The sequence below is a fragment of the Paramuribaculum intestinale genome, from assembly GCF_030759015.1.
Lineage (GTDB): Bacteria > Bacteroidota > Bacteroidia > Bacteroidales > Muribaculaceae > Paramuribaculum > Paramuribaculum intestinale.
Map to the genome: position 1 here is coordinate 1,685,150 of NZ_CP098825.1, position 14,408 is coordinate 1,699,557.

At 46.2% G+C, this 14,408-nt stretch carries 12 protein-coding genes, 1 tRNA gene and 1 pseudogene; 4 read left to right on the forward strand and 10 right to left on the reverse strand.

Features of this window, described 5'->3' with window-relative positions:
• Positions 1 to 73 precede the first annotated feature (73 nt).
• The 3 genes and pseudogenes from NF347_RS07560 to pgeF all read left to right on the forward strand — a co-directional run bounded on the left by NF347_RS07560 (position 74) and on the right by pgeF (position 3,152).
• Positions 74 to 1,123 carry a sugar phosphate nucleotidyltransferase gene (locus NF347_RS07560; RefSeq protein WP_107036922.1) on the forward strand — a complete coding sequence of 350 codons (1,050 nt, stop codon included), beginning with the start codon at positions 74 to 76 and terminating at the stop codon, positions 1,121 to 1,123.
• 47 nt (positions 1,124 to 1,170) lie between these two features.
• Positions 1,171 to 2,149: pseudogene (gene obgE, locus NF347_RS07565) on the forward strand (GTPase ObgE); the annotation flags it as partial.
• Positions 2,150 to 2,399: 250 nt separating this feature from the next.
• Complete coding sequence (gene pgeF / locus NF347_RS07570) at positions 2,400 to 3,152, forward strand: peptidoglycan editing factor PgeF (protein WP_161553808.1); 753 nt, start codon at positions 2,400 to 2,402, stop codon at positions 3,150 to 3,152.
• A 48-nt stretch (positions 3,153 to 3,200) separates the two neighbouring features.
• Here pgeF and NF347_RS07575 read toward each other — a convergent pair whose 3' ends face one another.
• On the reverse strand, positions 3,201 to 4,064 hold the full coding sequence (locus tag NF347_RS07575; protein WP_133165467.1) for a hypothetical protein: 864 nt from the start codon (positions 4,062 to 4,064) through the stop codon (positions 3,201 to 3,203).
• Positions 4,065 to 4,244: 180 nt separating this feature from the next.
• Here NF347_RS07575 and NF347_RS07580 point away from each other — a divergent pair.
• Positions 4,245 to 4,328 (forward strand) — tRNA-Leu (locus NF347_RS07580).
• 221 nt (positions 4,329 to 4,549) lie between these two features.
• Here the strand turns inward: NF347_RS07580 and NF347_RS07585 are convergent.
• The 9 genes from NF347_RS07585 to NF347_RS07620 all read right to left on the reverse strand — a co-directional run bounded on the left by NF347_RS07585 (position 4,550) and on the right by NF347_RS07620 (position 14,375).
• Positions 4,550 to 5,320 (reverse strand): glycosyltransferase family 2 protein, encoded by a 771-nt coding sequence (locus tag NF347_RS07585; RefSeq protein ID WP_107681905.1) that lies wholly within the window; start codon positions 5,318 to 5,320, stop codon positions 4,550 to 4,552.
• Positions 5,289 to 6,512, reverse strand: coding sequence for a glycosyltransferase (locus tag NF347_RS07590; RefSeq protein ID WP_107681906.1), 1,224 nt, complete (start codon positions 6,510 to 6,512; stop codon positions 5,289 to 5,291). Before NF347_RS07590 ends, NF347_RS07585 begins: the two co-directional genes overlap by 32 nt.
• Before the next feature lie 8 nt (positions 6,513 to 6,520).
• Positions 6,521 to 7,543, reverse strand: a complete 1,023-nt coding sequence (locus tag NF347_RS07595) for a glycosyltransferase (RefSeq protein ID WP_123542983.1) — start codon at positions 7,541 to 7,543, stop codon at positions 6,521 to 6,523.
• Between the two features lie 12 nt (positions 7,544 to 7,555).
• Complete coding sequence (locus NF347_RS13690) at positions 7,556 to 8,650, reverse strand: EpsG family protein (RefSeq protein WP_123542981.1); 1,095 nt, start codon at positions 8,648 to 8,650, stop codon at positions 7,556 to 7,558.
• The gene (locus tag NF347_RS07600) at positions 8,647 to 9,936 is read right to left on the reverse strand and encodes an oligosaccharide flippase family protein (protein WP_107681924.1); all 1,290 of its coding nucleotides are present in this window, start codon (positions 9,934 to 9,936) and stop codon (positions 8,647 to 8,649) included. The genes NF347_RS13690 and NF347_RS07600 overlap by 4 nt, the downstream gene beginning before the upstream one ends.
• 9 nt (positions 9,937 to 9,945) lie before the next feature.
• Positions 9,946 to 10,749 carry a LicD family protein gene (locus NF347_RS07605; protein ID WP_123542979.1) on the reverse strand — a complete coding sequence of 268 codons (804 nt, stop codon included), beginning with the start codon at positions 10,747 to 10,749 and terminating at the stop codon, positions 9,946 to 9,948.
• A 267-nt stretch (positions 10,750 to 11,016) separates the two neighbouring features.
• A complete protein-coding gene (locus NF347_RS07610) occupies positions 11,017 to 11,922 on the reverse strand; it encodes an ornithine cyclodeaminase (RefSeq protein ID WP_107681872.1) in 906 nt (301 codons plus the stop codon).
• Positions 11,919 to 13,736 (reverse strand): aminotransferase class I/II-fold pyridoxal phosphate-dependent enzyme, encoded by a 1,818-nt coding sequence (locus NF347_RS07615; RefSeq protein WP_107681873.1) that lies wholly within the window; start codon positions 13,734 to 13,736, stop codon positions 11,919 to 11,921. Before NF347_RS07615 ends, NF347_RS07610 begins: the two co-directional genes overlap by 4 nt.
• 42 nt (positions 13,737 to 13,778) lie before the next feature.
• A complete protein-coding gene (locus tag NF347_RS07620) occupies positions 13,779 to 14,375 on the reverse strand; it encodes a transcription termination/antitermination NusG family protein (protein WP_107681874.1) in 597 nt (198 codons plus the stop codon).
• Between the last annotated feature and the right edge of the window lie 33 nt (positions 14,376 to 14,408).

Sequence of the window (14,408 nt, forward strand, 5' to 3'; positions counted from 1 at the left end):
TTTATTCTGCCGGTGTAAAAATCTCGGGATTTTTATATAGATTTGCACCACCCAAAACGACACTCCGCACCAAATGCAACAACATATCATAACCGAAAACGCCACCATCATCGAAGCACTCCGACGACTCAACAGCCTCTCCGGAGGAGTCATGACACTCGCCGTCACCGACAGCGACCGAAGAATGACAGGCACACTCACCGACGGCGACATACGGCGCGGACTGCTCGACGGAGCATCACTCACCGACACCGTCGACACAATAATGCACCGCAACTTCCGAGCCATCACCCCACACAACCACACAACCGACCAGATAACCACCATACGCGAATTCCGCAGCCAAGGCATCCGCCTCATACCACGCCTCGACCAAAACGGACGGATCACCGACCTCATCGACACCACACGCACCCGATCACAACTCCCCCTCACAGCCATAATCATGGCAGGAGGAAAAGGCGAACGACTCCGACCCGCCACACTCACCTGCCCCAAACCACTCCTCCAAGTAGCCGGCAAACCAATCATCGACTACAACACCACACTACTCCGGGCCAACGGCATCACCGACATCACAGTCACAGTCAACTACCTCGCCGAACAAATCGAACAACACTTCAGCCACGAAAACCTCGGCGTAAAATGCATCCGCGAACCACAACCACTCGGCACCATCGGAGCAGCATCACTCATACCACACCGACCCGGACACCACACACTCGTCATGAACTCCGACCTCCTCACCACCATATCACTCGAAGACATGTGGCTCCGCCACACATCACAGCAAGCCGACATCACCATCGCAGCCATACCCTACAACCTCTCCGTACCCTACGCAATACTCACCACCGACAACCTCCGGGTCACCGGACTCGAAGAAAAACCATCATACTCCTACTACGCCAACGCAGGAATCTACATCATAGCCAACCACCTCCTCCAGACACTCCCCACCGACCGACGCACCGACGCCACCGACCTCATCAGCCAGGCCATCGCCGACCGGCGCAAAGTCACATACTACCCCATATCAGGCACATGGATCGACATCGGATCACCAGCCGACTACCGGCACGCATGCGAACTCATGCAGCACCACCGCAGCATGAACGCCTGACAAACCACCCGCAACATCAACAAACCACCTAAAAAACCCAACACCACATGCCCGAATCAAACTTCATAGACTACGTCAAGATACTCTGCCGCTCCGGAAAAGGAGGAGCCGGATCACGCCACTACCACCGAGCCAAATACGTCCCCAAAGGCGGACCCGACGGAGGCGACGGAGGCCGCGGAGGACACATACTCCTCAGAGGCAACTCACACATGTGGACACTCCTCCCCCTACGCTACCGCCGACACATATTCGCCGGAAACGGACAATCAGGATCAGAAGGACGAAGCTCCGGCAAAGACGGAGAAGACATCACCATCGACGTACCCTGCGGAACAGTCGTATTCGACGCCGAAACCGGACAATACCTCTGCGAAGTCACACACGACCAACAGATAGTGCCACTACTCAAAGGCGGACGAGGCGGACTCGGCAACTGGCACTTCAAAAGCCCCACCAACCGCACACCACGCTACGCACAGCCCGGCGAACCAGCCACCGAACGAACCGTCATACTCGAACTCAAACTACTCGCCGACGTCGGACTCGTCGGATTCCCCAACGCCGGAAAATCCACACTCCTCTCAGCCATATCAGCCGCACGCCCCAAAATAGCCGACTACCCGTTCACAACAATGGAACCACAGCTCGGCATCGTCAGCTACCGCGACAACCGATCATTCGTCATGGCCGACATACCCGGCATCATCGAAGGAGCCAGCCAGGGAAAAGGACTCGGACTCCGGTTTCTCCGCCACATCGAACGCAACGCCGTACTACTCTTCATGGTACCAGCCGACGCCGACGACATAACCGCACAATACAACATACTCCTCGAAGAACTGCGCCGATTCAACCCACAACTCATCGACAAACAACGCATCCTCGCCATATCCAAATCCGACATGCTCGACGACGAACTCCGTCAAGCCATACAGACCACACTACCCGACGACCTTCCCCACGTATTCATATCAGCCGTCACCGGACAAGGCATCGACACACTCAAAGACCTCCTCTGGGCATCAATCACCGACGAACGCAACCAGATAGCCACACCAGCCATCACCCACCGGCCACTCGACGCACACCACCGCGTCACCGACGAAGACCAGTTCATCATACAGCCCGACCCACAGGCCACCGACACCGACGACGACACCGAAGAATACATCGACGAAGACTACGGCGACCAAGGCCAATGGGACACCCACTGGGACTACGACGACGCAGCCTCACGACTCGACGACGACGGATACCCCACCACACCACAACAATGACACCACTACCCCACATCACACTCAACGCCGGCCCTAACGCCACAGCACTCTCCACACTCCGCGGAGCCACCCGCCCCAACGACCCATACGACGGACTCAACTGCTGCCACTACACCGGCGACACGCCCCAACACATCCAAACATCACGCACCCTCCTCGCCCGACACCTCCGCATACCCCTCCAAAAACTCATCATACCCCGACAGACCCACTCCGCCAACGTCGCCACAATCACCCACCCCGACCATATCCCACCACTCACTGACACCGACGCACTCGTCACCAACCTCCCCAGCACACCACTCCTCATCCACACCGCCGACTGCGTCCCCATCATACTCCACGACCCACACACCCACATCATCGCCGCCATCCACGCCGGATGGAGAGGAGCCATAGCCGACATCACCACCCACACCGTCAACGCCATGACCACACTCGGCGCACACCCATCGCACATCATCGCCGCCATGGGTCCCGCAATATGCCCCCGATGCTTCGAAACATCACCACAGATCGCCGCACAATTCCCACCACACCTCATCACCTACCCAAACACCACCACCCCACGCCCCCACGCCGACATACCCGCACTCATCCGACTCCAGCTCATCAAAGCCGGAATACCATCCCACCACATATCCATGCCACCACTCTGCACCCACTGCAACCCCCACATCCTCTTCTCCGCACGCCACCACACCATCAACTCCGGCCGCATCACCACACTCATCCTCACCAACCCCTGACAACACTACGGCTCACGCCCCAGACATATCCGATCCCTGTCCCCCCACTTACAACCTCCCCCTCTCAAACGCATCAATAAAACTCCCCGCCGTCACATTCACCACCCTTATCCCCATCCTGTCGGCCAACCTCCGGATAGCATGATACCCCTTGAAAGCCAGATAAAAACTATACACTACCTCATGCAACCGCACACCACTGTAAACCTCCGCCACACGACGCCCCTCCTCCTCATTGTCAGCATAAAAATGAGGCTGCACACTCACCACACGATTCCCCTCATCCACCTCCAGAGTCCGCATCCACGAATGATCAGCACCCGCCACATAAACCACATCATAGCCCAGCCACAACCCGATCATCAACGACGGAATCAACACATTACGCGGACGAGGCATGCCACGCCCACTCCCCCAGGCCCAACGCTCAAGCCAACCCCACCCCTCCACAGCAAGAAAATTGAACCTCTCCACCCTCACACACCCATTGCCCTCATAGGCCGAAGCATCCACACCCCACGGCACAAACAACCGCATATCCCAGTCCACACGACCCAAAGCCTCACGCAGCCCCAGCACATTCCCGTCACACGTATCACCGAAAAACACCGGATCAGCCAACACATAAAGCCCCGGACGCAAATCAAAAAACTCCACAGTCCTCCCCGCAAAATTCACCGCCAGCAGATCACGCCCACGCAGACCACCCCTGCCCCCATCAAGCAACCCACGCAACGACGGACCATTGCCCAGCACCACAAGCTCGCCACCACAGCGCCCCCGGCCACCACCGCCGCACACCCAGTCACACCCACGCGACCGAGACAACAACTTCACCACACTCACCAACGACTCAACACAACGCATCAGCCCGTCAGCCACACGCTCCGCCACACTCCTTCTATCCTTCATATCCATTTTTAACCATTGAATTACACAATAAACATGGAAAACATCCACATCAAAACCCCAAAATTAACAAATCCCACCGAAAAACCGCCCAACCATATTGCAAAATCGCAAACTAACACCTAACTTTGCAACATCAAACCATCCCACAGCACCCCCCACCCCTCCCCTCACCTGTCACACGCTCGAATGGTGGAATGGTAGACACGAAGGACTTAAAATCCTTTGGCCATAGCGGCCGTGCGGGTTCGAGTCCCGCTTCGAGCACCCCCACACCCCCAAGGCCCCGAGTCAGATCACCCCACCCCCCGATCCCCGACCCGGGGCCTGCCCATACCCCCACCTACCCCCGATCCGGAGCCTACCCATATCCCCACCTATTCCCCGATCCCCGATCCCGAGCCTACCACCTCCGATTATTCTCATCCCCACAAAAAAGCCCCACCGCGCAACGCACAGCAGAGCCACCTCATCCTATCCCAAAAAAACTATATCACAACTCCAAACCTATACAACACCCCCTGAACGACCCTATAAGCATATCTCAACCCCTCAGTAGCCACACTCGCCCCGATCCCATGCTTCCGATAAGCCCGCAGATGATCCCGCAAGATCGCCTTATGGCTCTGCAACCCCGACGTCGACGCCCCCCCAGTGCGCATCGTCACGAAATCCATCGGAATATATTTCGTCGAAATGCGGTTGACATAGATCAGCCGCAACAACTGCTCGAAATCCGCAGCCACCTTAAACTGCAGGTCAAACGCACCCAGACTCTGATACACATGCCTGCGGCAATAAAACGACGGATGCGCAGGCATGAAGCCGAGCCGCATCTGCCACCGGCGGAACGAACGCGAGCTATAATACCTCACGCATTTGGTCAGATCGTCAGGATCGACGAAATGAATGTCGCCATACACCGCATCCACCCCATCTATCTCGCGCGCCACACGCTCCAGCACATCATCCGACGTATAGAAATCATCACTGTTGAGTATCCCCACCACATCGCCCGTAGCCAACGCGATCCCCTTGTTCATCGCATCATACAGCCCACGGTCAGGCTCGCTGATCCACCTCAATCTCCCCTCAAACCGCCCCTCGTACTCCCTGACAATCTCCATCGTATTATCACTCGACCCCCCGTCGACCACGATCACCTCCACATCACGATACCCCTGCCTCAGCACACTCTCCAAAGTATCACGCAGCGTATTACCACTATTAAAAGTTGATATGACTACTGATATTACCACGTTTTATAGTATTAAAGCACATTTTATCATATAGATCAATATATTTCTGGAAACAAGCATTTTGATCAAATTCAATTTCCGCACGTCTGCGACAAGCTTCAGAAGAAAAATGAGACGATGCACATATTGACTCTATAGCATTTGCTAGCTCCCCTATATTTCCCTTTTCTACGACAATACCAGTGTCAGCATCAATGGATTCAGGCGAACCTCCAGTCAGGTAAGTAACCACAGGTGTACCACAAGCTAGAGCTTCAATATTTGTTGTCGGGAAATTATCCTCTAACGTTGGATTAACAAAAACCGATGCACGTGAATAGAGATCTACAAGTTTACCTACATTTTCAGTCCTTGTAATTCCCTTTATACCAGGTGGGAGTTTTTTTATCTGACAGGCAGATAAGCCTACCAATGTTATTTCATACTCCTCTGGCAATACCTCTCTTAACTTAACAAATTCAGATAGACCCTTTCGCGTTTCCCAAATGCTTGCGACACCTATAATATGCCTAATATCCTTACCTTTGGATGACGGTTTGAATACATCTATATTTACTCCATTATGAATAGTAACCGCCGGGTAAGACTCAAGAAAAGAATGTCGCAACTCTTCTTTCAACCAATTTGATACTGGAACAAGGGTGACATTTCTCACCCCTTGAAAAGATGCTCTTTTATCTATATAGTTTTGGTAGCTGCGATCAACTAAAAAAGAAGCCGGATACGAACCCTGCTGAGGACAACGACGACAGGCTGATTGCCAGCAATCGCATTGTACATAATCATAATAAGCACAATGGCCGGTAAATGCCCAGCAATCATGAAGCGTCCACACTATCGGTCCACTCCAACTCTTCAAAAAATCAAACAACAAAGGATAATTTAGATAATAACCATGTATATTATGCAAATGAATAACATCTGGCATTATCTGTTCAATCTTATGAATGAGCGCCTTCGTAGCTCCACGGGATGCGTGGCCATGATTGTCAAATAATCTTGTTTGAAGACCATGAAACCGCATATCCCAATCACTGCCAATTCTGATTAGGTTTGAATCCGATTCGGGATTTCCCCTGCCATAAGCAATATAGCTTTCCCACCCCTGCCTTACAGCTAGTCGACCTATTTGTTCAGCAATTTTTCCAGTTGATCCCCAGTTGGCTGTAACGTTTATTTGAAGTAGTCGCACAAGCTTAATTAAAAAATAAATGAATCGACTTGTTCTCGTTCAATATAATCAAAATCAACACCTTGAATCCGACGCCGAAAATCATTGTTTACTTCCTTATTTGCAATGACGTCTAGCGTGTGTTTAATATCGTCAATATCATCGGGATTGAAAGTCAATCCACACTTATGAATACCCACCCAATCCTCTGCAGCTCCGACTCGTGAACTTAAAGCTACCGGCACACCGTTATTTATAGCCTCTTCTACAACTAATCCCCAAGGCTCTCGATCCGATGGCAAGACAAACACGTCAGACTTTTGATAAATTTCTAGCAAATCTGTGTTTTTTACAGCACCTCTAAAAATAACATTTTTTTTTGCCATCAATTTCAGCTGTTCTTCTTGTGGGCCAAATCCAACTATCTCTAATATCCATTCCGGACAATCATTGAAAACGGTAATTAAAGACTTCAGATTCTTCTCAATACTTAATCTACCCACATACAAAAACTTTTTGGCATCTTCATGAAGAGCTCGGAATGGCACTCTTCTATTCCGATTATACAGTCCTACTCCATGAGTTTTAATTATCTCACCCTTAAAACCCAATTGACACAGTAGCTTTTCATTAGAAACACCCGGAACTAAAGCTTTAGAAATCCGTGAAAGAAAAAGTTTTTTTAACAAAGCTCTACTGCCCTCTACCTTGGACTCTAGCACACTAGATTCGACAATTACGGCATTCTTCTTTTTTTTTGACATCAAAGCAACCAGCCAATATAACACAGAGTTCCATCCACCTATAATGACATTTTCATATTTTGTTTTTGCTATAATTGAGATGATTTCCCTGATTTTTTTTATATTGCTGCCATCTAATGTCTTATAATCAAACTGTCTTTCACCAGAGTAGAAATCTTCGTTTCGCTTTCTCCCGTATGACTCTATAAATATTACCAAGATCTCTTTCTTACAAGCAATTTTATTGAATAGCTTTAGCTTGTAGAAAGCTGCTAGATCGGTGATGATTAATGTATTATATGCCTTCATTCCAAACTTGTATTAGACCATGATCATCTCTATGTAAATAGAATGATAATCATACTCATTACTTGCTAAAAACAATGTCTTTATTAGGAACACTGATATACAAATCATTATATTTGAAATTAGAAGAGCCCTTCTTCTAGTTTTACTCAAATATTGCCAGTATAAGAATAGTGGGAATATCGATATCAGGATAAAAATATAACCCAATCTATCTAATATCACATTGGTCAGTGAAACAAGACGAAATAAATATGCAAACATCCCTACAATAAAAAGACTCCTTTGATTAAAGGAAATTTTTTTCCCCAAGAACTGTAAGGAAAAAAAATACAGCGGGAAAAAACATAGCTTGGGAATAAGTTTTAATAATGACACATCAGTATTAAAAGTACTGGCTAAATAACCTCTATATATTGATGGAATATAATTCACTAATGAATCTAAAATAGAACCGACTATCGAGCGACCAAATAGAACTAACATCAAACAAATTATAGAAATGAATCTTAATGATGTCAATGATAACCTAACTTTCGCCACTAACGGAACTATTAAGACAATCCAACTTGAAGCATGAAAGAGACTTCCGATGAAAATTGATATAAAAAACAATAATACGCTTTTGTCTTTCAGATAACTAATCGCTCCGTATGTCACAATATATGCAGCCGTGGATTGTCTTAACAGATTCAGTTGGTTAAAAAAAATACTGGAAACTGTAAAATATAGTATTATGAATAAATACAAATACCTATTATTTATCTTATGACAGATCAGACCTAAAAAACAAAAGCACACCGTATAAAAAAAGAAATAAAGACCCTGCGGACAAAGCCTCAATTCATGCCACAATTCTACGATATAAGCAAACAGATATTCTCTTTTAGTTAGATATAGCGCAACATCTCCCGATCTAAATAATGACATGTATGTGTTATAATCTGTCCCCGTCTCATATTGACCGCCACAAACAATAATCCATGGCATAACAAATGACAAAAAACATAACATATATATTACGATGCTACCCTTTTGCAGGGATGCCCATTTACCAGGATATTGCATCGTAAAAAAAAGCGAGTATATAAGTAATAAACAATATATCATCTACTTTTGAAGTGTTTTATTACCACATACTTGTAAATAAATAGACTTAATGCCATAATAACAGCAGAGAACAGACAAGCCCATGAAGCAGATATCGCACCCTTTTGATTGAAGTATTCAATCAAAACAAATGTAAGCAGAATTGCGCAACAATTTCCAATAAACCGTGATATGAAAATCGACCAGTTATTCCCTTTGGATGTTAATTCTTGAGTAAGAATAAAAATAACAGCATTAAAAATACAAGACAGGCAAGTAACTGAAATCACTTGTGATAGACCATCGTAACTTGGGCCATACAACGACTGAATAAAACCGGAACAAAGTATTATTATGATCATAGGGACCGCGACTGAAACTGATGTTATTATTATTAATCGATTTAATATTCTATAATGTGAAGTTTCATCTGATTGTGAAGACGAAAGATGAGATAAAGCTACAGACCTTAATGCTGTAGGAATAAACATTATTGTGCTTCCCCATATAGCCGCTGCCGTATATAATCCCAGTTGACTGTAATCAGTCATTTTCGCTATTATCAACATGAGCAACCAGTTCATAACACCATAAATTGCCTCATGTAATACAACTGGAATAGAAAACAACAGCATCTTCTTGGCTACTTTCTGCACCTCGTTTGTATCAAATTTTAATAGTGACGCCCTACGATGGATTACAATCAGACAAAAAACGGTTACAATAAAATAACATACTGCCAACCCCCAAACCGCTCCATTCAGACCTAATATACAATACAATAAAACACAGCCAATCAGCATCATGAATCCATAAATAATCTTTATTAAGGTTATCTGTTTGAATTCCTTTAGACCCGATAACAATCCAGTTCCAGTTGTATATGAGCCACAAAAAATCAATGCTAAAGACGTGATTTTCAGAGGCATCAAAAATGATCTGGAGCCAAGAAACGACGCTATCTGACTTGAAAATATAAAAAGAGGTATCGCTAAAAACAAACTGAATAAGGTCGAAATCAACAAAGCAGCTATCATTTTTGAAGATAAATCTTTTTCGACATCTGCGTCTGCAATAAAACGAGTGCCTGTAATACCCATTCCAAATGTCGCTACGATACACATATATATTAGCATCTGCTTTACCATACCGAACTCACCGTAGACAGTGTCACCCATACAACGGGCCAGTATCACTCCTGAGATAAGCGACAAGCCATATCCCAATACAGATCCAAGTATTGACCACACAGAATCAGAAATGAGCTTATCACCCTTTAACTTATTGTATATTGAGTTCAAATTCATTTCAGTTAGTCAATCGCAATTATCCGATACGATAAGATGAGACGGCCCGATCACGATTTTATTATAATCACCATACATTTTTGACAAATAATTGTCATAACTATTGGGAATTGGCAAGTCCACATTCTCGAACCTGACACGTCTAAGAGGAAAAATATCTTTATAACTTCGAGCCTTTGTAAAAGTCACACCCAAAGTATGACGCAATCTATCCTTGTTACCAATTCGATCCAACAATCGAATCAATGAGAACAATACATCATTCCATTTATGCAACATCATGGCAGGCTTTACTAGAAACTTACACCTACTAGCAGACCAGTTCAAAATATGAAATTCCAAAGTTCTTAATCGACCGCATATATAGTGTAGTTTTTCAGAGTTCGATTCTTCAAGCTTAAATATATCAACAAACACACCCTTATGAGTATAATATTTAGCTAGTGGTAATGACTCATCAAAAGCGATTTTAGGATTCCTTAACTTGCCAAAATCATATATAAAATACGGATCATTAGAGTTTGTTTGCAAACAATAATCACCTTCTGTATGTGAAAGAACACGTAAAAGCTTCTCATAATCTGGTCTGAGCATCTCTATATCAACATCATCATCCCAAGGGATAAATCCACCATGCCTTACCGCTCCAAGGCATGTTCCAGAAGAAAGCCAGTATGAAATATTATTTTCAGAACAAACCTTGTCTATATATTTAAGAATTTCCAACATCCCCAGCTGAAGGCACCTCAACCTAGACCCATCTGGGTTATACTTTTCTCTATAATATTTTTGTTGTGATTCACTTATCATCATAACAATAAATCTATTATTTCAAACACTTTAACATTTAAGGAGACAGTAATTTATACTGTCATGAAAAAATCCATCTTTTTCAGGCAATACATAAAGTGAATTGTTATAGCTCATCATTTAATAATCAATATAACCTTCAATAACACTTTAGAATATGCCATTACACAACTTATAAATTATCAAACACAAACTGGATGCCCATCGAACCAAAACGATCCAATGTCGCCCATACCGCACCCCGTGCAGCCCTATATCCAAGAGAAGAAGTCACTTTGACTTTAGCATCTTTTCGATTTGATATGCAAAATACACATCATGTAGTCCAAGACCGATATTATACGAAATAATTCTTTGTCTATCATTTTCGCGTCCGCATATATCTCCCGAAAGGACATCACAGAACTCTCCGAACGACTTAAACTGCTCAAAAAACTGAAAACCGGAGATTTGCGCAGTGTCATCACCAAATATCTTATCGAAAACAGTGTCGCAATTCTGAAAACCACGTGTATGGATCGGGACAAGCAATACACCTGGCTTAAACAATGAAATATCATTTACCAGCAAGCCGGCTGACTGAGTAATTGCAGACACCACGACATCTGATCCATCCACCAAAGAGTCAACACTATCCATGATTCTGAACTCAACATTTTTATAGGACGAGAACTCTTCTATAGTTTTGTCGGCATGATCCTTATATTGCAATAATCTCACCTCATAATGTTCATTTTTAGTTGAATCCAAAAAACACCGCAATGCAGCTTTTCCAGCGCAACCTAAACCCATGAAAGAATAGACTCTTGCATCGGATTTACGAAATGTCTTAATAGCCAATGCAGCAACTGCTCCGGTTCGCATAGGTGTAATCCAGTCACAATTCACCAATGCGATGAAGTTGCCATTGGTGCTGTCACACAAAGTGAGATAACTTTTCACCGATGGATGAGAGCATTGAAATCTTGATGCATTTTTACATCCAAATCTTCCATACTCTTTTGGTAAAAGACAAGGCATTGTCCTAAAAAAATCCAGACTCCCATCAAGATGTATTGCAGTTTTCGGAGGCATGCAACTCTTTCGCTTCAACAGAAATCCCTCATATGCCCATTCCACACATTGTGCAGGGGAAATATCGAGGGCTACAATCTGATCATTCTCAATTATTTTCATAGAATTAGGCCTTTTAATGCATTAAACATTTGGATATCATCTTTTCGATTGCGTATTGCAATTCGGATGAAATGTCGATTATTTGGAAAACCTTTTTTTGACGTACAGTCTTTAATCAAAATACTGTATCTTTCTAACAATTGTAGTGTTAGATTGTATGAAGTAAACGGCGGAAGCACCTCACACAGGAAATAATTGGCCTGCGACGGAATCACACGCAGGAAAGGAATTTCACGAAGCTCGCGCTCAAATATCGCACGCTCTTCACGGAACTTCTCGCACGACCTCACATAGTCTTTCTCATACTTGCCATAGATCTGCATGTAAAACTCCGCGAACGAATTGATATTCCATATTCCCACATCCTTCCGCATGAAATCTATCAGCGACCTGTCAGCACTAGCCAGAACACCCAGCCTAAGACCGGGTACACCGTAACTCTTCGAGATCGACTTCATAACACACATCGTCGGATGCGCCTCAAGAACACCATTATGGAGCAACGTCGTTTCAGCTGCCTCATCCGCAAAATCCACGAACGACTCATCCACAATCAGCCTCACACCCCGCTCCTCGGCCCACACAGCAAGCCGCTCAAGCCCCTCACGGCCTATCATGTTCCCCGAAGGATTATCAGGATTCACTATCAGCAGACTCCCTATCTCCTTCTCCGAATAGAAATCCACAATATCATCCGCCGTATAGGAAAAATCACCGTTCGACGGATAATACGCCACAATCCGGTCAGCCGAAAGCCGGTTGGGATACTCCTCAAACGTCGGATATATTACACCCACACCACCCTCAACACACCCCATCAGACTCTTGATAAGCTCAGCCGCACCATTGCCCACCACCATATAATCATGCCTCACCCCGAAATACTTCGCCGCCAGAAGCGAATTCACACCCATACCCGAAGGATAATCCCGCAGAAGAGGCTCAAAATTAGCCTTCATCTCCTCTATCATTCTCGCCTTCGGGAAATAAGGATTCACCAGATAGCAGAAATCAAGCAGACCGGCATAACGCCAATATCCCCCGAAACTGCCCTGAAGCTTCCGCAGACGATCCTCACGCTCAGCAAATATAGTCTCAGCGATCCTCAGATCCTGCACGTCATCTATCTCATACCAGTGCATCCCCGTGATCGGCAACGCCTTAATCCCGGCATTGTCTATCAGAGTTATCACCCTCAGCACCTGCTCGTAATACTCATTCTCACCAAGCACACGTATATATGCCTCCAGAAACGGCAGATAATGGTTGGCTATAAACTCCCTGCTGAACTTATATATATTTACCGTCTTGTAATAAAACTTCGTATCGCTGTACTTGAACGCCTTCTTCGGAATGAAATTCACGATATTATCCTCATCGTCAATCCTCACCATCGTACCGTCCATCCAAATCTCATACTTCGACACCAAAGCACAGTCCCTATGATCACATTCCATCGCCGCACCAAGCACCGAATCCTCGAATATCAGATCCGACTCAAGCAGCAAAGTATCATCAGAAGCCATATACTCCCGCGCAAGCCAAAGCGAATATATATTGTTCGTCTTGTCATAGATCGGATTCTCTACAAAAACGATATCACGCCCCGGATACTGCCGGCTGATATAATCCATCAGATTGCCACCCTCATAACCCACCACGATCACTATACGCGACAGATCCAGAGCAAACAACTGATTCAGCATACGGTCAATGAGCCTCACCCCATTCACCTCAAGCATACACTTGGTATTGTTAGCCGTAAACTCACCAAGACGCCGACCCATTCCGGCCGCAAGTATAAGAGCCTGCATAACTAATATTTATATCTAAACTTAAAATACGTTTCATCACCATCACACACCCTCCAGATCCAACTCAGAAATCTCCACACAAGCACACCCCAGAGCATCCACCCTCACCAGCAACCGCACCGACCCATCGGCCGACCTACCGTCACCCACCACCTCACCGCAAAGACCACACAGCGAACCACGCACCACCCTCACACACATACCCGCACGCAGACCCTCACCCACAAAATCCACACGCCGGTCCGTCGCCCCAAGCATAAACCGCAACCGATCCAGCTGAACATCAGGCACCACAGCCACCGACGACCCACCACGACCAGCACGATTCATCAGAAAACCCCTCACACCCGACGTCCGCAGCACATCGCGCCGCTCACCCTCCCCACAACGCACAAACACCACCGACGGAATCACCACACGATCCACCTCCCGCCGACGACCATCACGCCACACCCTCACCTCACGCTGCAAAGCAACATACACCTCATAACCACGCTCACCCAACCGCCGACCCACAGCACGCTCCCCATTATGACCCACCAACACCACAAACCAGCCACCGACACCCACGCCTCCGGCCACGTCAACGTCCGCAGACCCTGGCGCACCACAACCCATATGTCCGTTCATATCAGCCATTTCGGTACTGACTCAGGCATGTCGCTAAAACCG

Bases quoted from the DNA above. Each gene is read 5' to 3' on its own strand.
- NF347_RS07600 (WP_107681924.1), bottom strand. From the start codon at position 9,936: ATGAATTTGAACTCAATATACAATAAGTTAAAGGGTGATAAGCTCATT.
- NF347_RS07605 (WP_123542979.1), bottom strand. From the start codon at position 10,749: ATGATGATAAGTGAATCACAACAAAAATATTATAGAGAAAAGTATAAC.
- NF347_RS07560 (WP_107036922.1), top strand. From the start codon at position 74: ATGCAACAACATATCATAACCGAAAACGCCACCATCATCGAAGCACTC.
- NF347_RS07610 (WP_107681872.1), bottom strand. From the start codon at position 11,922: ATGAAAATAATTGAGAATGATCAGATTGTAGCCCTCGATATTTCCCCT.
- pgeF (WP_161553808.1), top strand. From the start codon at position 2,400: ATGACACCACTACCCCACATCACACTCAACGCCGGCCCTAACGCCACA.
- NF347_RS13690 (WP_123542981.1), bottom strand. From the start codon at position 8,650: ATGATATATTGTTTATTACTTATATACTCGCTTTTTTTTACGATGCAA.
- NF347_RS07595 (WP_123542983.1), bottom strand. From the start codon at position 7,543: ATGAAGGCATATAATACATTAATCATCACCGATCTAGCAGCTTTCTAC.
- NF347_RS07620 (WP_107681874.1), bottom strand. From the start codon at position 14,375: ATGGCTGATATGAACGGACATATGGGTTGTGGTGCGCCAGGGTCTGCG.
- NF347_RS07615 (WP_107681873.1), bottom strand. From the start codon at position 13,736: ATGCAGGCTCTTATACTTGCGGCCGGAATGGGTCGGCGTCTTGGTGAG.
- NF347_RS07575 (WP_133165467.1), bottom strand. From the start codon at position 4,064: ATGAAGGATAGAAGGAGTGTGGCGGAGCGTGTGGCTGACGGGCTGATG.